The 20,916-nt window shown below is 57.1% G+C and carries 17 protein-coding genes and 1 pseudogene; 2 read left to right on the top strand and 16 right to left on the bottom strand.

Annotated elements, in window-relative coordinates; all coding sequences use genetic code 11:
* Positions 1 to 78 precede the first annotated feature (78 nt).
* Entirely contained in the window at positions 79 to 1,782 is a 1,704-nt protein-coding gene (locus AWB69_RS28355; RefSeq protein ID WP_062090156.1) for a phage integrase family protein, read from the top strand.
* A gap of 118 nt (positions 1,783 to 1,900) precedes the next feature.
* Here the strand turns inward: AWB69_RS28355 and AWB69_RS28350 are convergent, their stop codons facing one another.
* The 16 genes and pseudogenes from AWB69_RS28350 to AWB69_RS28275 all read right to left on the bottom strand — a co-directional run bounded on the left by AWB69_RS28350 (position 1,901) and on the right by AWB69_RS28275 (position 19,796).
* Positions 1,901 to 2,824, bottom strand: a complete 924-nt coding sequence (locus tag AWB69_RS28350) for a four-carbon acid sugar kinase family protein (protein WP_075644007.1) — start codon at positions 2,822 to 2,824, stop codon at positions 1,901 to 1,903.
* A complete protein-coding gene (locus AWB69_RS28345; protein WP_062090154.1) occupies positions 2,797 to 4,026 on the bottom strand; it encodes a M24 family metallopeptidase in 1,230 nt (409 codons plus the stop codon). The genes AWB69_RS28350 and AWB69_RS28345 overlap by 28 nt, the downstream gene beginning before the upstream one ends.
* 149 nt (positions 4,027 to 4,175) lie before the next feature.
* On the bottom strand, positions 4,176 to 5,306 hold the full coding sequence (locus tag AWB69_RS28340) for a hybrid-cluster NAD(P)-dependent oxidoreductase (protein WP_062090153.1): 1,131 nt from the start codon (positions 5,304 to 5,306) through the stop codon (positions 4,176 to 4,178).
* The gene (locus AWB69_RS28335; protein WP_062090152.1) at positions 5,303 to 6,574 is read right to left on the bottom strand and encodes an aromatic ring-hydroxylating oxygenase subunit alpha; all 1,272 of its coding nucleotides are present in this window, start codon (positions 6,572 to 6,574) and stop codon (positions 5,303 to 5,305) included. Before AWB69_RS28335 ends, AWB69_RS28340 begins: the two co-directional genes overlap by 4 nt.
* A gap of 170 nt (positions 6,575 to 6,744) precedes the next feature.
* Positions 6,745 to 7,674: a LysR substrate-binding domain-containing protein gene (locus AWB69_RS28330; protein ID WP_062090151.1), complete on the bottom strand. Its 930-nt coding sequence runs from the start codon at positions 7,672 to 7,674 to the stop codon at positions 6,745 to 6,747.
* 105 nt (positions 7,675 to 7,779) lie between these two features.
* The gene (locus tag AWB69_RS28325; RefSeq protein WP_197500347.1) at positions 7,780 to 8,154 is read right to left on the bottom strand and encodes a cupin domain-containing protein; all 375 of its coding nucleotides are present in this window, start codon (positions 8,152 to 8,154) and stop codon (positions 7,780 to 7,782) included.
* Positions 8,155 to 8,178: 24 nt separating this feature from the next.
* A pseudogene (locus tag AWB69_RS28320) lies at positions 8,179 to 9,215 on the bottom strand (GlxA family transcriptional regulator).
* A gap of 80 nt (positions 9,216 to 9,295) precedes the next feature.
* Complete coding sequence (locus tag AWB69_RS28315) at positions 9,296 to 10,300, bottom strand: LysR substrate-binding domain-containing protein (RefSeq protein WP_062090149.1); 1,005 nt, start codon at positions 10,298 to 10,300, stop codon at positions 9,296 to 9,298.
* 203 nt (positions 10,301 to 10,503) lie between these two features.
* The gene (locus AWB69_RS28310) at positions 10,504 to 11,271 is read right to left on the bottom strand and encodes a pyrroline-5-carboxylate reductase (RefSeq protein WP_062090148.1); all 768 of its coding nucleotides are present in this window, start codon (positions 11,269 to 11,271) and stop codon (positions 10,504 to 10,506) included.
* A 65-nt stretch (positions 11,272 to 11,336) separates the two neighbouring features.
* Positions 11,337 to 12,830 (bottom strand): aldehyde dehydrogenase, encoded by a 1,494-nt coding sequence (locus tag AWB69_RS28305; protein ID WP_062090147.1) that lies wholly within the window; start codon positions 12,828 to 12,830, stop codon positions 11,337 to 11,339.
* Positions 12,831 to 12,847: 17 nt separating this feature from the next.
* Positions 12,848 to 14,179 carry an NAD(P)/FAD-dependent oxidoreductase gene (locus AWB69_RS28300; RefSeq protein WP_062090146.1) on the bottom strand — a complete coding sequence of 444 codons (1,332 nt, stop codon included), beginning with the start codon at positions 14,177 to 14,179 and terminating at the stop codon, positions 12,848 to 12,850.
* Between the two features lie 5 nt (positions 14,180 to 14,184).
* Positions 14,185 to 15,075, bottom strand: a complete 891-nt coding sequence (locus tag AWB69_RS28295) for a dihydrodipicolinate synthase family protein (RefSeq protein ID WP_062090145.1) — start codon at positions 15,073 to 15,075, stop codon at positions 14,185 to 14,187.
* Positions 15,076 to 15,175: 100 nt separating this feature from the next.
* The gene (gene glyA, locus AWB69_RS28290; RefSeq protein ID WP_062090178.1) at positions 15,176 to 16,471 is read right to left on the bottom strand and encodes a serine hydroxymethyltransferase; all 1,296 of its coding nucleotides are present in this window, start codon (positions 16,469 to 16,471) and stop codon (positions 15,176 to 15,178) included.
* Between the two features lie 171 nt (positions 16,472 to 16,642).
* Positions 16,643 to 17,524: a glycine betaine ABC transporter substrate-binding protein gene (locus AWB69_RS28285; protein ID WP_062090144.1), complete on the bottom strand. Its 882-nt coding sequence runs from the start codon at positions 17,522 to 17,524 to the stop codon at positions 16,643 to 16,645.
* Between the two features lie 104 nt (positions 17,525 to 17,628).
* A complete protein-coding gene (locus AWB69_RS28280; RefSeq protein WP_062090143.1) occupies positions 17,629 to 18,516 on the bottom strand; it encodes an ABC transporter permease in 888 nt (295 codons plus the stop codon).
* Entirely contained in the window at positions 18,513 to 19,796 is a 1,284-nt protein-coding gene (locus AWB69_RS28275) for a quaternary amine ABC transporter ATP-binding protein (protein ID WP_062090142.1), read from the bottom strand. Before AWB69_RS28275 ends, AWB69_RS28280 begins: the two co-directional genes overlap by 4 nt.
* A 474-nt stretch (positions 19,797 to 20,270) precedes the next feature.
* Between AWB69_RS28275 and AWB69_RS49665 the strand changes: the two genes are divergently transcribed.
* Positions 20,271 to 20,870: a hypothetical protein gene (locus tag AWB69_RS49665; protein ID WP_231937266.1), complete on the top strand. Its 600-nt coding sequence runs from the start codon at positions 20,271 to 20,273 to the stop codon at positions 20,868 to 20,870.
* The last annotated feature ends 46 nt before the right edge of the window (positions 20,871 to 20,916 follow it).

The following is a 20,916-nucleotide window of genomic DNA, read 5'->3' as shown; positions in this document are numbered from 1 at the left end:
TGGCAACTCGGTGCAATGGTGGAAAAATCGATACTATTCAGATAATCCTTCTTATCACAATGGCATAAACTGGCGATCATGAAAACGCGTCAGTTCTCGCCCCCGCCCCACGACGTTCCGCAACCCCCGGTTTTTCCGGGTGAAGCCGCACTCGCTGCACTGCGTGGCTGGTATGCGGGCCTGTCGTCCCGCGCGGCGGTGGACCGCTACCTGCCGCACGACAGAGCTCCCGGTAAGTCCGCACGGGGCATCCTTGGCCAGATCCGGCAACAGCTGATCGCGTTCGCGCGCCATCGCCAGCGCATCGACTTGGTCGATCTGTTTCAGCATCCCATCAACGAACGGCTAAAGCACGCGAGTACTGTTGCCCACGCGATCGATGTTCTGCGCTCTTTGCGGGTGCCGCAGCCTCGGGTCACCGATGGCATCGATTCATGGCTTTCACCGCGGACCGTCCGGACACTACGCGCTTACGGCATCCATACGCTAGCGGACCTGACGGTACGTGTGCCACGTCGACGCCGCTGGTGGAGCGCGATTCCGGGGCTAGGCCAGGCTGGCGCCCGGCACATCGAAACATTTTTTCAGTCCCATCCTCAACTAACTGAACGCGCACGGGCGCTGATTGCAGTGTCCTCTTCCAGAGTTGTTGTCCCCTGGGAGAGGTTGCAGTTGCCGCATGAGGTCGACGGCTCTCGCGGCGGCTTCCGGGGACCGCAGCACGCCTGCACCCTCAATGCGACGAACGACTACGAGGCAGTGCAGGCGTGGCTCGCGCTGCACGAAACGCCTGCTACCCAGCGCGCCTATCGAAAAGAGGCAGAACGTCTGATCCTGTGGGCAATCGTCGAACGCGGCCGTGCACTGTCGTCGCTCACGACGGAAGACGCGATTGCTTACCGCAGCTTCCTGCGGCGGCCAACGCCACGCGAACGGTGGATTGGACCGCCCCGGCTGCGTCACGCGCCCGATTGGCGGCCATTCGCAAGTAGCCTTTCAGCCCGGTCCACCGCGTACGCGCTATCGGTACTCGGCGCGCTTTTCCGTTGGCTGATGGAACAGCGCTACGTGCTGGCCAATCCCTTTGCCGGGTTAAAGGTGCGTGGCCATACTCGCGTCGTGTCCCTTGACGGCTCTCGCGGCTTCACCGAAGCGGAATGGTTGCTGGTGCGCGTGATCGCCGACCGACTCGAATGGTCATATGGCTGGGAAGCACCCGCCGCACAGCGGATTCGCTTTATGCTCGACTTTGCATACGCCACGGGCCTGCGCGCAAGCGAGCTGGTCGGTGCAACGCTCGGTGACATCCGTGTTGACGAAAACTATGATCACTGGCTGCATCTGATCATCAAAGGCAGCCGGCCCGGCAAAGTGGCGTTGCCTCCGCTGGCCCGCACGGCGCTTGATCGGTATCTGTTCCAGCGCCGATTGCCAGTTACGCCGGCGCGCTGGAATTCCTCGACACCGCTCGTCGTTCGTACCGAGCAGGACAGCGTGGTCGGCATTACCGGCACACGTCTGTGGATCGTCATGCGGCGCTTCTTTGAGCAGGCCGCCGATGTCATCGGTCCCGATAATCCGGCGACCTCAGAAAAGCTACGCCGCGCCAGCCCGCACTGGATGAGACATACACACGCCACACATGCGCTCGCCCGCGGTGCCGAGCTCACCACCGTACGCGACAACTTGCGCCATGCGTCGATCGCCACTACCTCGATTTATCTACAAGGAGACGATCTCAAGCGCGCCAGGCAGATGAATCAGGCGTTTGACACGCGGTAGCGGAGTCCAACCACAATTCGCCGACAGCTTAGCGTGGTTCAAACTCCGGTTTATGAAGCCGCCTCAAGATTTGCCCTTCGAGCAGTTCGACGGAGACCTCCCGCAAACGCTGTTGGAGTTACGCGTCTCTCACTTTGATAAAATAGTCATCAGATCCCATTTGACCACCCTTGAGAGCCACTAAAAGAGGTGTACGTCCGGGCCGATATAGTTCGCAGAGCGGTGCGCCTGGAGTTATATGCACCGCGACTTTGATTGCGACCGCGCCGAGCGCCCGCGTAACGCGGCCTGAGGTGTCCCCGCCCGCAATGGCAGCCCGGTCAATTTGACGGATACTGAGCAATTCGGACAGTATTTCGCCAAGGCATTCGCCAATTCGACTTTCAAGTTCTGTGGGGTCTCCTCGGCGCGTGTCGGTCCTAGCGCCTTTCGCGGAATAGATAATCGGGTCGTTACCGCGCGCGATCGCTTCTGAAGCGGCGCGCACTGTCGTAGCGATCACGTTTTCTATTTCGGGGTCGAGCATCAGCCGGTCGACATCAAGGAGTACAGGAACGAATCCCGCTGCTACGGCTACGTCGATCTGGCTCGAAGTGGTTTTTGAGCAGCTCCCTGAAACGACGACCATGCGATTGTGTTTGTGCAAACGACATTCGCTATGACGGGCGGATGTTGACACAAGCGCACCACATTCCACCAATGCTGTCTCGACACCGCTCGATCCAACGCAAAACACGGTTCGCTTATCGGCCTCATTGTTGATCCAAGATCCGACGCTTTTTAAATCATCAACGTCTGTCGTATCGAAGACATGTGCGGAGCGAACGGTGCTTCCGTGCTGCGGCCACCGCCCGGCTCCCATGTCAGCAATTGACGTCAGGGTGACGTCAATTGCTGCCTGCATCCTCAGCACCTCGGCTAGATCCGACTCATGCATAGGTGTTATCGGGTGCTGACTCATCACGGGATGGCGATCTAATTTAGGAACGAAACGAACAACTCCTGCCGACAGTTTCACAGCCAGTCGGTTTCGAAGCTGCATGACGCGAGAGGCACACAGCCGCCTCCTGTAAGCAATACCTGCTGCTCGAGCTTCACCCCTTGAGATCCATTTTCTGCGCCGATGTAGCTCTCTACACAGAGCGTCATGCCGGCTTCAAACAGGCCGTCATAGCCCGAGCTATCCCAGTCCACCTGGTGCACTATGTTCGGATACTCGTCGACCATGCCGATGCCATGGGCTACGCAGCTATACCGGTTCTTCAGATAGATTTCCGGTATCTTCCAAGCCTTTTCAGAAAACTCTCGAAACGCCATACCCGGGCGAATCAGATCCATGTTGAAATGTACTTGCGAATAGGCAGCTTCATAGAGCTTGCGCTGCTCATCAGATGGACGAGTGTGTCCCACCGTCCATGTGCGAGATATATCCGAGCAGTAGCCATTCGGACCAACCATGTCCGTGTCGAAGGCGAGCAACTCGCCACCTTGCAATACCCGAGCGGAGCATTCGTGCATCCAGGGGTTGGTCTTGTCCCCTGAAGCGAGGAGCCGCGTTTCGATCCACTCTCCGCCATGCCGGATGTTCTCGTAGTGAAGGTTTGCCCAAAGGTCCTGCTCCGTCATCCCCGGCCGAAGCTCCTGATGCATGCGTTCTATTCCTTTTTCGCAAACGTGTAGCGACTCCCCTATGAGTACAAGTTCGTCAACCGATTTGACCGAGCGGGCAATCTCCATCATTGCCTGCCCGTCCAGGAGCGTCAGGCCATTCTTAACTAAATAAGCGGCCCCGATAGGGTCGAGCCGGTCGACCGCGAGGCGGAGTTCGCCCGCAGCACTCTCGCGCATGACGTCAACAATCTCTGCGCCCCAGACGCTGGCGCGGCGCTCGGCGTCGTTCCCAGCACTGAAAAAATTCCAGGCGACAGCACTGCGCAACTCAAAGTCTAGGGTCAGCCCGTCCCATACATGGTCACAGCTATGGAATTCCCAACCAATGACGCGACCATCGGCAAATACCATGACATAGCGAGACGGATTGCGCCCGGTCCATATCTGCATATTCGACGTGTCAGTTGCATAGCGGATGTTCACCGGGTCATAGAGCAAAATCGCGGCACAGTCATTCTTCTTCAGCACTTCAAGCACACGTGCCAATCTGTACGCCCGAACATTAAACAACGTGCTTTCTGTTCTTTTCAGATTCGCGACACTGCTCACGTCAATCATATGACTGCCGGACATGCAAACCCTCCGGAGAGGTAGCGCTTCGTTGTTGTGTGGTCTTCAGTGAGGGCGTAGCGTTTGCTTCGCGCCCATGCAGAGGAATTGGACCGGCAGAAGCAGCCTCGGCAGATACCCAGGATGTGCTGCCGCTCCTGCACGTCTGGCGGTTACAGCTCAAGGACCAAGTCCGATGTAGGGCGGCTGCAGCACAGAAGGCGGAAACCCTTCTGGACTTCGCGCTCCCGGATACCCCCGTTGTGCTTCATATCGACGGTACCCTCGAGCACCTTGGTCTTGCAGGTACCGCAGACGCCTTGAGTGCAAGAGGACGCGATCACGACACCTGCCTTTTTCGCAGCCGAGAGCACTGTTTCCGACACACCCATCGTGAATGTCTTCGACGATCGGGACAGCTTGACCGTGAACGTATCTTGAGCCCTCTCGCGCTCAGGCGCAGCAGGCTCAGGCGCTACTGCTGCCGAGATGTCGAAGCTTTCTTGATGATAGCGTGCCGGGTCATGTCCACCTTCGCGAAGCAAATCCCTTACGGCACTCATGTAGCCTGCAGGACCGCAGGTGAACACCTCGCGATCCGCGTAGTCCGGAAGCCATTCCGACAGCAGTTGGATACTCAATCGGCCCGTCGCGCCGACCCAAGTTTTTTCGTTGCCGATGCCTTCGCACACGAAGAAGACTTTGAGCCGCGGAGACAGCTTCACCAGTCTTTGCAATTCCTCGCGAAAAACAATATCGGCAGGCGTTCTCGCGCTGTGCACAAACGCGATATCGCGGTCGAGCCCGAGGTCTACACTAGCCCGGGTCATCGACATCAGCGGCGTAACACCCGAGCCAGCCGATAGGTAAAGTGACTTCGGAGCAGCAGATGCCGTAGAAGTGAAAGCGCCGGACGGGCCATATGCGTGCAACTGGTTTCCCGGTTTCATATTTTCATGAAGCCAGTTCGACATGACACCCCCCGGAACCCGCTTGACTGTAATGGACACCAGGTACGGACGCGTCGGAGGCGAGGAAATCGTGTAGCAGCGCGCAACAGACTGGCCCTGTACGGTCCCCGACACCGTCATGAACTGACCCGGCTCGAAGCGCACGGGCAAACCATCTTCCGTGCGAAACTCGAACGTCCTGACGTCGTGTGTTTCTTCAACAATGCGGCAGCAGATCAGCGTCTGCTGCTCACTACTCGGCCACTGTCTCGCACCGCTTTCCCACGTGCCCGTGCTGCTGAGTCGGTCAGCAGACTCCGGCATCCGGTCGAATAATCTTTCTACAGAATTCATGATGATTGTGCTCTGACGCCGTGCGCGTTCAGTCGGGCCGCATACCAGCGCGAGAACTGGTCGACATAGACTTCAGTGAACGGTGAAAACATGCCGGGTGCGTATGCCGGGTCTTGGGTACCCTCGTGCGTGATTTCGACGAGATGCTTGTCCTGCGTGTTAGTCGCAACCCAGACTTCCGTCAAATCCGAAATCGTGTAATCCGCACCTTCTACCGCAGCCGCGTGGACGAGCCATTTGGAGCGCACCAGCGTCTTATCTGGGGCAAGCGGGATGATGTAGGTAATCACCGCGTGATCGCTCATGACATGCGTCCACGAGTTGTGCGTCCATAGGTGCGTATCCCCGAGGTCACGTCGTGTGAGATTGCCTAACAGCTTTGTGCTGGCAACCTTTGTGCTGATAGTCTGAGATTCACCCGCGCCGGCAATAACCAGCTGCTGCGTCCGGAACTGGGTGACCGCATCCTCGTCGAGCCACTCAAAGGCTTCGGCAACGAATCCTTCACGCTCCCAGCTTGCCTGGCACTTGGCGTTGCGCGCCTTGTACTCTTCAAGCGCGCGAAGAGATTCATCACTGAGGTTTTCAGGACAGAAACCAAAATCTTCGGGCAGGAACGACGCTGTCAACTCCGGATGAGTGGCTTGGCAGTGGTAGCACTCGCGGTTATTCTCCATGACGAGCTTCCAGTTGCCGTTTTCGATGATTTCTTGCTCGAAGGCAATCTTGGTGTTCTGCAAGTCGTACGGCGCGAAGCGCGGCGCCATCGTCGCTTCCAGCTTCGAGATGTCCTCCGGCGGATTCTCGTCGAGACAAACAAAAATGTGCGTTCCGACAATCCTGGTGTGCACCGGAATGAGACTGCGACAGGTCATGTCGAAATCCTTACCCATGTGCATCGTATGGCGCAGGCTGCCGTCGAGATCGTACGTCCACTGGTGGTAAGGACACACCAGCATGCCTACGGTCGACTTCCCAGCCTCCTTGAGGCGCGCCCCGCGATGACGACAGACGTTGCGATACGTCCGGACGTTCCCGTCGTCGTCCCGGACAATGATGATTGAAGCCTTGCCGATATCGACGGTCGAAACATCCCCTGGCTCGGGAACGTCGGCAGTGACTCCAACCAGAATCCAATGCTTGTGGAAAAAGACCCCGACGTCTGTCTCAAAAACGTCCTGTCGACCAAAGAGCTCACCGGGCATACCGTGCCCGGGCTGACGGCTACGGATTAACTCACCATGAGTCTTGATCTTCACTTCAGACATCGTCCTTCTCCAACGTTCAGGGGTGTCGGGATTTCGATTGTTCCCGCTATGAAACCCAGTATTGGAGTGACGAAAAAGAGCGTCAATGCGCTTTATTTTCGTTCTGGCATTACTTTAAGTTATGCAGTCCGATATGCGTAAAACGCTTGCCAGATGGGGCTTGACGAGCGTCAACCATCAACGGAGTCTTCCCGAAGCCAGTCGATCAGGCCATCTATCGCGGGCGTGATAGTACGCCCGTGAGGCACCACGACGAAGTATGAGTCGCTTACCTTAAACGAGGCGAGGGGTAGCCTCGCGAGTTCACCCGCCGTGAGCATGTCATGGACGAGCCTACCCCAGCCAAGAGCGATGCCGTGACCGAAACGGGCGGCCTGGATTGCGTCCGTATAAAGGCTGCATCGCAGAGCAAAATTCAGCCGCTGGGGTCTGAAGCCTACTGCATGGAACCACGCCTCCCACCCCATCCATCCTTCCGAGGTCGAGTCCGATTCGATGAGCGCCGCGTTGGCGAGGGCCTGCAGGGATTCGGGCGACCCTTGCGACTCTAACCATTTTGGCGAGCAGACCGGAAACACCTCTTCGTCGAACAGCAGCGTGGCCGTGCCATCGCCCCAGCGTCCGTTCCCAAACCGTACCGCGACATCAATCTCCTTGTGCCGGAGGTCCGAGGTAAACATCTGTGTGGAGAGGCGAAGTTGAAGCTGCGGCTGAGACTTTTTCAGAGACGAAAGCCTGGGCAGGAGGCGAAAATATGAAAAAGCCGAGGTTGCGGCGAGCACAAGTTCCTGCTGGACGGGACCGCTCGCAAGCCGGTCGAACACTCCGGCAATCTTTTGCATTGACTCGGCGACGACCAGATACAGCTCTTCGCCCTCATCGGTCAGTTTGATAGCGCGGTAGAGGCGCTGGAAGAGGCGACTACCAAGGGTTTCCTCCAGGAACTTGACTTGCCTGCTTACGGCGGCCTGCGTCACCCCAAGTTCGTGCGCGGCAAGAGTGAAGCTGCTGAGGCGCGCAACCGCTTCGAACTCGACAAGCGCGTTGACTGAAGGAATAAGATGCCGATAACCTCTGGTTGCTGTCGACCCTGGTTTCATATTGCCGTTCAAAGAATGTTGGATTGCTAAGATTCTATTGTTCGTTGGGCGTGTTTTCAGCAAGGTAAGTCGGCACTAGTCAGCTCCCTGCAGATACAACCAGGATTACAGTTCTGACTCGCTATTCGTGACCACGAGCACGGTGCATCCTTCCCGTGAGTGCGACCAGTGTGACGTACCTGCCGCGTACGTCACAACCTGTCGGGCGGTGATGTCGGTGCCGTCCTGGTCGGTGTAGACCCCATCCATGATCAGCAGCAGTTCGGTAGAGGTATGAGTATGCAGGAGCGACCGAGCACCCGCGTCCAGGCGCATCCAGTAACTGGTCCATAAACCAGTCTCATCGTCGACTATCGGAATAATCCAGAACCCAGGATGACGCTTACCTTGAATCATCATGGGCTGCCAGTCACGCTCATCAAGCGCGTGGATTAGCCGACCGTCAGGTGTCGAGGCGCTGTGTTGTATTTCCAGTGCCACTTTTGAACGCTCACTTTTCATAATTTATGGGCATGGCTGAGTGAGCCCCATCTCTTCCAGGGCCTGAGTTTCCCGATATGCTACGGGTCTTACTCCAAAGCTCTTTTTGAACTCCCTGTTTAAATGGGATGCGTCGGTGAAGCCACACGAGGCAGCGATATCTGCGACCGTCCGGTCAGAACTCGTCAGCAGCCACGCTGTCATTCGCATCCGAATCTGCCGATCGTAGGCTACGGGAGACTGCCCAGTTTCCGCCTGAAACAATCTCTCAAGCTGGCGAACCGATACCTCTAGTCTTCTCGCAAGGTCGGGCAAGGTCAGACGTTTGCCGATGTGCTGCTCCATTAACAGGATTGCTCTTCGAATTTTCGGATTTGATGCCGGTTTCAGTCCTAGCGGATACGGTTGCGGTGCATTGCCTTTCTGCGCGTCATCTACCAGCAATATACGAAGTGCTTTTTGAACGATGCTCGCTTCGAAATGCCGAAGCAGGATTGCCGCCGCCACGTCAATCGACGCAGATCCTCCCGAACACGTGATGCGACGCCGATCAATCACGAACAGCCGGTCAGCAACGAGGTCTGCCTCGGCCGCCTGCGGAAATCGCTCAAGAAAGTCCCAGTAGTGAAACCAGCTCACGCAAATTCGGTAGCCGTTCATGATATCGGCTCGCATCAACGCGAATACGCCCGTGCATATTCCGACGACCGTTGCGGAACTTTCGCCTGCTGAACGGATAAAACGGATTGTCGCTTCGCTCGCTGCGGGACCGGAATGCAGCAACCCGCCGACTATGACCACGTAGTCGAATGGCTCCGCCTTGTCGAAGGTCGCCCATGGTACAACCTGAATTCCGCAACTGGCCCTGACCGGCAGGATATTCTCGCCAACTACCATCCAAGAACAGCGCACCGGCCGACTCATATCCCCTCATCGCTTGCTAGCCTCAGAAGGTCCACAAATCCTGAGAAAGCCGTCAGCGTAAAGTTTGGCAAAAGCACAATTCCAAACCTTAGGGGTTTCGACGGTTCATCGTAAATTTGTAATGTATTACTAATCATATTTCTCGCTCGACCCGCTAGTTTCTTTGGTGGGTCGATTGGTTGGCCCTTACCAGATAATGGCGGGGGCAAGCACGAACCTACAAAGCCTTGCGTTCTTCGCCGGTTTCGCGCCAGCTCGCCATCATTTCCTTTACCTCGCTGATCAGCCATTCACGGAACAACTGGTATTCGGGCCGCTCAGTGGCCTTCTTGTGTGTAATGAGGTAGTGGTGCCTATCGTGAAAGACTATCGCGTCCCGCACCGGACGCACAAGTGTGCCTTGGTCAACTTGACGATGGACCAGGTGATGCCACCCAAGAAGCGTTCCTTCGCCGCCCTCAGCCGACGAAACAAGGAGCCGGTAGTCGTTACTCTCAAAGTGCTCGCCCGGCGCATACCTGTCCGAGCCGTCACCTTGCTGGAACCAGTTGCTCCATACGCGCCAATCAACGTGCTCACAAACCTGCGCGCGTCCCAACAAGGATAAATGGAGGGTGGAATGCGCAAGTAAGTCCAGCGGCTTTAACGCTTTTCCCTGAAAGTGGCTTTCAAAGAACCCAGGGCTGCAGACTGGATAAACAACATCGTGAAACAGCGGCTCCACGTCGTATTCAAGTTCGCGCGGCGGATTCTTCGTGATGATGACATCCGGCTGCATGAGCTCGTCGAGTTCCATGAAGTGCTCGGTGACCATGACGTTAAGCTTGATTTCTGGAAATTGTGCCCGGAAACGTGGCAGCCTGGAGGACAGCCAGAGGGCCGAGAACGTATGCGAAACGCATATGCTCAATGCCTGTTTATCCGAGCGCCGCACTGCTTCAGCCGCCTCGGCGATATTCATGATCGAGAGGTAGGAAGCGTTATACAAAATGCGGCCTGAGTCCGTCAGTGCAATGTGTCGTCCTGTCCGCTCGAACAACGGGACATCCAAAGCGTCCTCAAGCTCCTTGATCTGCCTGCTCACGGCCGCCTGAGTGACACACAAGACCTCCGCCGCCAGAGTAAAACTCTCGTAACGAGCCGCGGTCACGAAACATCGCAGCGCCCGCAACGACGGCATTTGTGCTAGTAACCGATCGGCAAACAGTTGTTTCTTCTGCATTGGGTTCACCTTCAACGCGGTCAGACTCTGACAGACCGCAAACCGGCGGCAGGCGGATACTTGAACTTTACACCGACACTACAGAACTCTCGCCCCGCCTATGGCGAACCACCACGGTGTCGAGGGCTTTACTAAGCGAATTACGGGCCAAATCGCCCACGATGTGGCGCAGTGAGGTTACGGTGAGTCGCCACAGCTCCTTTTTATCGCCCCTCTATGCGCCTCAGCACGTTGTCCAGGGCCTCCGAGTAGGGTGCATACGTCCCCTTGCCGGACAACTCGCCATGAAGCTGCTCGTTGATGCCACCGGGTGTCATCGAGTCCCGAACCAACGCGGAGAACGGCTTGTCACTGAACGACATTTCGTGAGCAAGCCCGACGCTGTAGCCCGCCAGATAGGCCCGCGCCGAGTCGTAGTCGATTCCTTGCGCAACCAACCAGGCAGCCTGGGTTTCGAGGACCGCGTAGAAGCTCGCCATGGTTGCCGTAACGGCAGACAGCGCATCGAACTTACTTTCGTCTGTCACTTCAACTGGCGTGCTCACGTACGCGAAAAGTCGGCGTGTCACGTCGTCCGGTGGACAGATTGCGGTGCTTCCCTTGGCTGCGGCAACAGCCGGCAGCGGTATCGCGCGGATAATCGCATGCCCTTTTCCGATCATCTTCTCCAGGTCCGATAGGGAAACGCCGGCGATAAAGCTGATGACATGATGGCGGTCTTCGAAGTCCAGTTCTCCGAGCACCTCCGCGGCAATTTGCGGTACGACAGCCAGGCAGACGATGTCGCTGGCATCGAGTACTTCCTGGTTCATGCCGCAGACCGATATGCGTCCATCAAGCGCCGCCAGCTTCGACGCAATACCCGTGTTCTGTGGCGATAGATAAATATGCTCGAAGGGCGCGTCAACGTGCAGGAGTCCAGTCACGATCGCGCGCGTTATGGTGCCAGCTCCTACGAATCCAATTCGCATAGTCTCGAAGTAATGAAGTGAACGAAGCAGACTCGGTCTGTGCCGCAAGCATAGCTAGCCGCCTCTCAATCGAGTCGCAGCCAGGTCGTTTTAAGCTCGCAGTACTGGTCATGCGCGTACACGGATTTATCCCGACCACCAAAGCCCGATTGCTTGAAGCCACCAAACGGTGTTGCCAGGTCACCCTCGCCAAAGCAGTTCACTGTAACCGTTCCGGCGCGGATTCTGGCGGCGACCTTGTGCGCGTTATTGACGTTGTCCGTCCACAGCGAAGCGGCAAGGCCGTAGCAGGTGTCGTTCGCTATCTGCACCGCCTCGTCAATGTCGTTGTACTCAATGACGCAGAGCACCGGGCCGAAGACTTCGTCCCGGGCTATGCTCATCTGGGGCGTCACGTTGTCGAAAATAGTCGGATCGATATACCAGCCTCCCGTTTCGACGAGCACGGCATTACCGCCATGCACCAGCCGCGCACCCTCCGACTTCGCCTTCTCGATGTGACCCAATACCTTCTCATAATGTTTCTGCTCAATCAACGCACCGAGCTTCATCCCGGGGTCCAGTGGCTGCCCGGTCTTCCATCCTTCCAGCACGGCTATGATCTTCCCGAGCAAAAGGTCCTTCGTGCCGGCTGGCACCAGCAAGCGCGAGCCCGCACTACAATTTTCCCCCATGTTCCAGAACGCAGCGGCAACTGCCTGCTCGGCGACAGCGTCCAGATTCGCGACGTCCGGCAGCACGACCTGCGGATTCTTTCCTCCGCACTCCAGGATGACCCGTTTGAGGTTCGTATCAGCTGAATACTTCAAAAAGCGCTTGCCGGTCTCGGTTGAACCCGTGAAGGCGATGAGGTCCACGTCGGGGTGGAGGCCGAGCGCCTGGCCTGCGGTTTCACCAAACCCGGGTACGACATTGAATACGCCCGGAGGCACTCCGGCTTCCACGGCAAGGTCGGCGATTCGCAGCGTCGCAAGGGAAGTCTGCTCAGCCGGCTTAACGATTACGCTGTTGCCAACCGACAGCGCCGGACCGATTTTCCATGCAAGCATCAATGCGGGAAAATTCCACGGAAGGACTGCGCCTACGACCCCGATGGGCTCACGAGTAATCATGCTGACCACATTGGGTCCCGACTGGGAGAGCGCGTCGTATCGCTTGTCGGTCACTTCCGCGTGCCAGCGGATGCATGCGGCAGATTCCGGGATATCGAGTCCCAGACACTCCGAGACAGGTTTGCCTGCTTCAAGCGCTTCGAGAATGGCTAGCTCGTCGGTGTTTTCTTCAATCAACTGAGCCAATCGAAGGAGTACCGACTTTCGATGTGATGGCGCTGCCTTTGACCAGACACCCGTTTCGAACGCGTCTCTCGCCGAGGCGACAGCCAGGTCAACGTCCCTCGCGTCACACTGCGCGATATCTGCAAGGACCTTTCCGTTCGAGGGGTTCAATGTCTGGAACGTTTCATTGGACACTGCGCCACAGCGCTGGCCGCCGATGAATGCACGCCCATCCAGCGAAAGGGTATCGGCCTTGTGCTTCCATTGCTCAAATGTCGTCATTTCAAATCCTCAATCAATTAAAGTTCGGCTCCCGCCACGAATTCCTTCAGCCATATCGCGGTTGAAACGGCAACGTCTGCAATCGGGCGCATGGGAAGCGGCCGGGGATGCGCCTGGCTCAAGAGCTGCCGTGTCATGTCGTTCGACATGCCTAGCGCATACTCGGCAATCACCTTTCCGGACGCCGACCCTCTGCTAAGCCCCAACCCGTTGCATCCAATCGCCTGATACAAGCCGTCCGTCGTCATGCCGAACAACGCACCGCTGTTCGCAGACAGACAGAGAGCGCCACCCCACGTATATTCGAGCGCGACATCTTCAAGCATCGGGAACCGACGGTCGAACGAGCGTTGATGCAGGGACTTCGCCTTGCGCAAATCCGCCGGCGAAACCTCCAGCCCCGGCCGGAAAACAAAGTGATTTCGAACGCAAATGCGGTCGGTGCCTAAGCGTCGAACGGTGGTCCCCATCGGGTCTGCCGGAATCAACGCCCAGGAGTTGATTCCGCCAAGGGCCTTGACCTCGACTGGCGTCATCTTTCTACTCAGCGAGGCGAAGGTGTACACGGGCAGCAAGCCGTTTGGATGTCCGCCAAACGTTGCGGCGTATGCGTTGATGCAAAGGACAACCTTCCGGGTATTGATTGTTCCGCCCGCAAAGGTAAGCACTTTTCCCGACTCCCTGTGCTCCAACCGTTGAACCGGACTGAGTTCAAATACCTCCACGTTTGACGGCATCGTGGTGGACAGTCCTCGCATTAGTGCCGCGGGCTGAACGGTGCTGCATCCCGGCGTGAAGATCGCGCCGTGGTAGAAAGCGGTGCCGGTGACCTTGCCGATAGCCGCTTCATCGAGCCACTCGAATTGCTCGTCGATGCGCCGCAAACCCTCTGCGAAGTGCTTGAGCGAATCCTTACCTCGCTTGTTCACCGCGCCATGGTATTTACCGTCGTCTCGCCAATCGCACTCAATGCCCTGCCCTTTTACAACTGACCTCACGTAGTCAATACCATGACGCTGCATCCGAACGTCGGCCTTGTCGGCGTCAACGCTTCTGGAGTAGCTCTCGCTGCTTATGTCATGCGGCAGGTCAACAAAAAAACCCGAATTACGTCCCGCGGTCGAGCGGCCGATACGATCGGCCTCCACAAGCGCCACCGTAGCGTCCGGCGCCAGTTCGGCAAGACGCCTCGCCGCGCAAAGTCCCGTGATACCCCCGCCGACCACTACAAAGTCAAAGTCCCGGCTGCCCTGGAAACGATTCAACGCGGCTGGCGGCGGCAAACTTTCCCACCAGCCGTTTACGCCATCGGCTGCTGGTAACCGGGCGAATTCGAGTTTCGAGGCCATGCAAATCAGCGTCCGTTGCGAAGCAGCGGCTGTACGAGCTTGGCGAAATCACGTCGCTCATCCTCGGTAAGGACACCCAGCGGCGCACGGGCATTACCCACCGGCGTGCCCGCCAGCTCGCATCCGTAGCGGACATACTGAATGAATTTGCCACCACGCTCGAGCAGTTCCAGAACCGGAAGCAGTTGGGTCATCAACGCACGACCGGTGGTGAAATCGCCTTTCTTGACACAGGCCTCAAGCAACTCGACGTGGACCTCAGGCAGAAAGTTTGCCGCGCCCGCGACCCAGCTCCGCGCGCCCCACACAAAGAATTCGAGGGCCTGGTCGTCCATCCCGCAGCTGAGTACCAGCTTCTTGCCAAAGTGCGTGGCGAGGTGATGCAGGTGGGAGATATCGCCGGTGCTTTCCTTCATGGCAATGAAATTCGGGCGTTCAAGCACTTCTCCCAGCACACGGTCACTGATCTCAGTTCCCGTGCGTGCGGGGAAGTTGTACAGCATGATGGGCATGTCGAGGCTGTCGTCAATCGCGAGCAGATGCTGCAACAGCTCATCTTGCGTCGGCTGGGCGTAGTACGGCGCCGCCACCAACAGGGCCGAGAGCCCTGCGCTCTTCGCTTGCTGTCCTAAGCGAAGCACCTCACGCGTCGTGGTAGCGTTAATGCCCGCCGTGAGATACGTCTTCCCGCCCGCGGCTTCGGCGACCGTATGGAAGGTCTGAACACGCTCCTCGAAGCTAAGCGCGTAGTATTCGCCCGTTGTTCCCCCAACCCCGAGGCCGGAGAGACCGCGTCCAGCCAAATCAAGCGCGTGTTGGCCCAGCAGTTCATGGTCAATTTCACCGTCCGCTTTAAACGGTGTAACCAGAGGTGCGTGTACTCCCTCGAAGCTCATGTTCATTCTCCTTGTTCAGGCAGCCGCTGCAGACGTAAGCGCTCTTCCGAGCTGCATCGGATCTCGTGGGCTGCCGTGTTGAAAATCAATTGACTGGTGTTTAGACCAAAACATCCGTGTGTGAATAAATGGGAAAGCGGCTGCACAATTCGCGGACCCGGCTCTTCACGGAGCGCTCGACGATTTCATCGCCTGTCGGCTGCTTCTCGAGCGCGGACAGGACTTCAAGAATGAGGGTGCCAATTTCATCGAACTCCGCCGTGCCGAAACCGCGCGTCGTCCCGGCCGGTGTGCCGAGCCGAATCCCCGATGTGACGGTAGGGCTCTCGGTATCGAATGGAATACCGTTCTTGTTGCACGTAATGCCAGCTCGTTCGAGAGCCTTCTCAACCTGCGTCCCGGTCAAGCCTTTTGAACGAAGGTCGACGAGAAGCAGATGGTTATCTGTGCCGCCCGTCATGAGGTTCACCCCGCCCAGCTTCAGGACTTCCCCAAGTGCGTGGGCGTTCTTCAGAACCTGGTCGATGTAGCTTGTGAATTCCGGACGCAAGGCTTCGCCGAAAGCGACCGCCTTCCCTGCGACGACGTGCATGAGCGGACCGCCCTGCAATCCCGGGAAAACAGCGGAGTTGATTTTCTTGGCGATGTCGGCGTTGTTCGTAAGAATGAAGCCGCCTCGCGGACCGCGAAGTGTCTTGTGCGTGGTGGACGTCACCACATCAGCAAAACGCACTGGATTAGCGTGTCGGCCTGCGGCGACAATACCCGCAATGTGCGCCATATCGACCATCAGCATTGCACCAACGCTATCGGCAATTTCCCGGAACTTCGCGAAATCGAGTGCGCGCGGATAGGCTGAATAACCCGCGATGATCAGCTTGGGACGATGCGCCTCTGCCAGCCGGCGAACTTCGTCATAGTCGATCCGGAACGTCTCGGGGTCTACGCCGTATTGCACGGCATTGAACCATTTCCCGGACAAAGCCGGACGCGCACCATGGGTCAGATGTCCGCCTGCATCCAGCGACATGCCGAGAATGGTGTCGCCCGGTTTCAGAAGCGCGAGCATCACGGCTCCGTTCGCCTGCGCACCGGAGTGTGGTTGCACGTTTGCGTATTCACATTCGAATATCGCCTTCACGCGGTCTATCGCCAATGCTTCAATGCGGTCGACGTGTTCGCACCCGCCGTAATAACGCTTTGACGGATAACCCTCGGCATACTTGTTAGTCAGCACGGTCCCCTGTGCTTCCATCACGGCAGCCGACACAATGTTCTCGGATGCAATCAGTTCAATCTGGGTCTGCTGGCGACGTAGTTCCAGCACGATTTCAGACGAGATAACCGGGTCACGGTCCTGCAGGGTCTCTGAGAAAAATCGAAGGTTATCGTTCACAGACATACTCCGTGATATTCCAAAGGCAAATTCCACATCAAGCATCGAACTGCGCTGCGTCACCGCAAACGTAGAAGCACGGCTGACGTTCGACACAACGCATTCGAGCCTGTCGACTGAGCGGACGCGTCATGAGATACCAAGGCCCCATGCAGCGCCCGCAAAAAACTGTTACTGCTGCAACCAGGCTGCCAGCTTGCCCGGATGCGCTTCGACGAACTTCTTAGCTGCGGTGGCGTAGTCGTTGGTGCTATTACCTTCGAGCTCAATGGCTTCCACGTCAGCAAGCGTCAACTTGAAATGCTTCATGAACACGTCAGCCCGCGGAAATTTGGTCGCAAATTGCTTGGAGCCAAACGCATGAACTTGCTCTTCGCCACCCAACGTGCCTTTCGGGTCTTTCAGATAACGCATCGACCACTTCTGAAAGAGCCAGTGCGGGCTCCATACGGTCGCGACAATCCACTGCTTCGATTGGTAAGCTCGCTGGATCGACGCAAGCATCCCTGCTTCACTGGAAGACTGCAGGTTGTAGCCTGCCAGGTTGTATTCCTTGATGGTCTTTTCGGACGCTTGCATCAGTCCACCACCCGGTTCGATGCCTTGAATTGTGCCGTTCACTTTGCTCTTGACATCTGGCTTATTGAGGTCGGTAATCGACGAGAGCTCGGACTCTGGCACATACGTTGGAACCGCCCAGCCGTTTCTGCCGCCGGTGTAAATGATGCCGACGTCATCCATGCTGTCCTTGTACTTCGCGTAGTACGTCGCGTGCGTAACCGGAAGCCAACCGCCCACCATCAGGTCCACGTCGCCGCGGGCAACACCCTGGTACTGAATGCCGATATCAGCTTGAACAAACGTGACGGGCTGCTGGAGTTTGGTCTCCATGACGTACTTCGCGACATTTGCAACGGCCAAAACGTCAGCCCAGTTGGTGATCGTAATCTTCACCGGTTCTGCCGCCGCTGCCGCGCCGCCGTAGAAGCCGACTGCACACAGCGCAGACATGGCAATTTTCACCATGCAGGATTTTAGAATATCAGTTTTCATTTGGTACTCCTCTTTATAAAAAATGGTTTATTTTTGGTTCTGTATGCGAGTTTTGATGCTTGATGCATGCGTGACGGAAGTGCGTGTCCACCACGCAAAACAAACTATGGTTGGGGCTGCACTGCTTCACGCGGCGTTTGCTTCGGCGCCCGCGTTTTACTTCTCCGCTTGACCGATTTGATCCCGAAGCTTTCTGTCAACCTGTCAAGAATGATGGCGAGCAAAACGACGCCAAGACCGCCCTCAAATCCAATGCCGATATCGAGTCGCTGAATCCCGCTGAGAACATATTCGCCCAGCCCACCCGCTCCAATCATGGAGGCGATGACGACCATCGAGAGCGCCATCATGATGGTTTGGTTGATACCTGCCATGATGGAAGGCAGCGCGTTCGGAAGTTGAATCTTCCATAGCAATTGCGAGTCGGTGCTGCCAAACGACCTGCCGGCCTCCATGAGCTCCTCCCGAACCTGCTTGATTCCAAGAGTGGTAAGGCGAACCACCGGGGGCATGGCAAATATGACCGTTGCGATCACCGCTGGTACGCGACCGAGACCGAACAGAATCACCGCTGGAATCAGGTACACGAATGCCGGCATCGTCTGCATGAAGTCCAGGAGCGAACGCAAGACAACTTCAGCCCGGCCGTTGCGCGCGCCCCAAATTCCCAAAGGAATACCTATTATCAAGCTAAAGAGTGTCGCCGCAATCACAACCGCAAGTGTAGACACCGTTTGCGCCCAAAGCCCCATGAAGTGGATTGTCATTATCGCGAGGCCGACGAAGACCGCGAACACGACTCCTCTGCGCCACAGAGCAAGTGCCACAAACGCAACTAGCATCACGACAAACGGAATCGCTGCGAGACCGTCTTGAAGGAGCTTGACGACCGCGTCCAGGGCTGCGGAGAAGCTGTCGAATCCGCCACGGAAATGCAAGAACAGGAAGTTGACCGCGCGCTCCGCCGCCTGCCCGATAAATGACGAGTTCATACTGCCCTCCGTTCCATAACCTGTTTCAGAATCGTGCGGCACGACACGACGCCGGCAAGTTTGCCTGCGCCGTCCACGATGGGTACGTCGTGTTCCTGCCTGAGAGCAATGCTCGACAGTTCGTGCAGGTCGGCGTCCATCGACACCGCGAAGATGTCGCGAAGCAGTGCGTCCCGAATCGGCGAGCTCCCGCACTTGCGCAAAGACGCCGGCGTGACGCAGCCTTGATATCGCCCCGCCTCATCGCAGACATAACCGCATTCCACACCCGCGTCGATAAGCTCATCCGCATAGCGGGCGGCGGACACGCCGGTGTCACAGTTGATGACGCCTCGCTCAACCTTTGAAAGGAGACTTGAGGCTTTCTGGAACCGCGAGACGTCAACGTTGCGGAAGAAATTTCGAACATATTCGTCGGCTGGCGACTGGATGAGTTCAGCGGGTGTACCGACCTGCACCAATCGGCCATCCTTCATGACACCAACGCGCCCGCCAATCTTGATTGCTTCCTCAATGTCATGCGAGATGAAGACGACCGTTCGTTGCTCCTCTTTCTGCAGCCGCAGAAGTTCGTTCTGCATTTCGAAGCGGATCAGTGGGTCGAGCGCCGAGAACGCTTCATCCATTAGAAGCACGGAAGGGTTCACGGCGAGCGCACGCGCAAGACCGACGCGCTGCTGCATGCCGCCTGACAACTCCGTTGGGTACAGCTTCTCATACGAGCCGAGCCCAACTCGCTCCAGTGCCCGGCGTGCAACCTCGTGACGCTCCGTCTTTTTTTGACCGGCTACTTCGAGGCCGTACGACACGTTTTCGATCACGGTGCGGTTAGGCAAGAGGGCGAATGATTGAAAAACCATTGCCATTTTTTTACGGCGCACTTCTCGCAACTTGAGTGTCGACATCGGCGCAATGTCGCGGCCCTCAAGCACGACCTTGCCCGAGGTCGGCTCAATCAGGCGATTCAGCAGTCGGACAAGCGTTGACTTGCCGGAGCCAGAAAGTCCCATGATCACAAAAATCTCTCCCGCGCGAACACCGAGACTCACGTTGTGGACAGCGACCATGTTGCCGGTCTGCTGGAAGATTTCGTTCCTTCCGAGTCCTTGCCGGAGCATTTCAGCTGCACGTTCGGGCTTGGGGCCGAAGATCTTGGAGAGATTTTGAACAGTGAGAATTTCGTCGACGGACGCGGGCGACACGACCGAAGAAGTGATACTGGAACTGACTTCGCCCGGATATACCGACTCGTCCGATGCGAATGTTAGGTTTGGGGACATTCTGTCATTCCAACTAGCAAGTTCAAAAACCTGAAGGCGCGATTTAACATGGATATGCACGGCAAGCGCACAAGGCCACTTAATCGGTTATAGGTCAGGGATGAGCATGCGGCTGTCGGACACCTGCGCCGATAGCCATTTCGCAAGCAAAGACAGATAGCCTCGAGCAGCCGAATAAAAGGCGGTTTTTCGCACGAAACGTAGAATCTTTCATTGCCGATCTTCGGTTCGTCAATGTTTCTTGCGTTGATAAGAGAGTACCCCGCCAAATAGACTAAACCAGCTACATTTTCTATACTCTTTCCCCTACCTCTGGTAATGGGTCGGCTGTGTTAGTCGACTGGTAAAATTGTGAGCTTGCCGCAGAAGTCCGCCCGGTATGGCCTTTGGGCCCGCGTTGCACACGCCATTCGTCGTGCCAACCTGCACGTGCTCACGTCCCGCAAAGGATCGAAGGTGCGGCTCGGCGCCGTAATGGAAATTAGCGACTCCAACATGGCCAATCGTTTCTATGGACAGAAACGTATGGACGATGCCGAAGCAAACCGGTTCACCGAACGCCTTGGTTTGCCGACTGGCTGGTTGGACGTACCACGTTCAATAGCGGACGTCCCTGAGTCGGTGTCGGATTTGCTTGTTTCCCCGTCGCGTCGCCATGCATCCGATCAGCAAGCGTTGCCTCCCGCGATTGAGCCAAAGGCGACCGCAGAGAAGAAGTCTGCAGGTACGAAGGCGAAAACTGCGGGGGCTAGACTCGCCTTACCCCCTGATGCGGATGGCACAGGCGGTCCAACAGGCATCGCCGCTGAGACGAATGTGGTCACGGGGCAATTGGATCAAGCGGTCCCGTCGGCTGCCGATCCGGCCATTCGGCAAACCGTTGATAACGATGTCTCGTTCTCCACCGCCCGTCAGCAGTTTGCGCCGGCCCCCGTAACGCAGATCGTCACCTCGCACCGCTCCTGCCGGACAATCCGACCGGTAGCAAACTACATGAGGCAACAGGTCAGCGGAAGTTGCAGTTTTGGTGAGTCAATGCGCCGTTTTTGCGACAACTATGATGGCCGGTGGTGAGGTGTCGAAGGCGGCGTAGCCGCCGTAGACGACGAACCACCGGCAG

Source organism: Caballeronia udeis, from assembly GCF_001544555.2.
Taxonomy (GTDB): Bacteria; Pseudomonadota; Gammaproteobacteria; order Burkholderiales; family Burkholderiaceae; genus Caballeronia; species Caballeronia udeis.
Note: the sequence above shows the minus strand (reverse complement) of the source record. Positions and strands in the feature narration are given on the sequence as shown.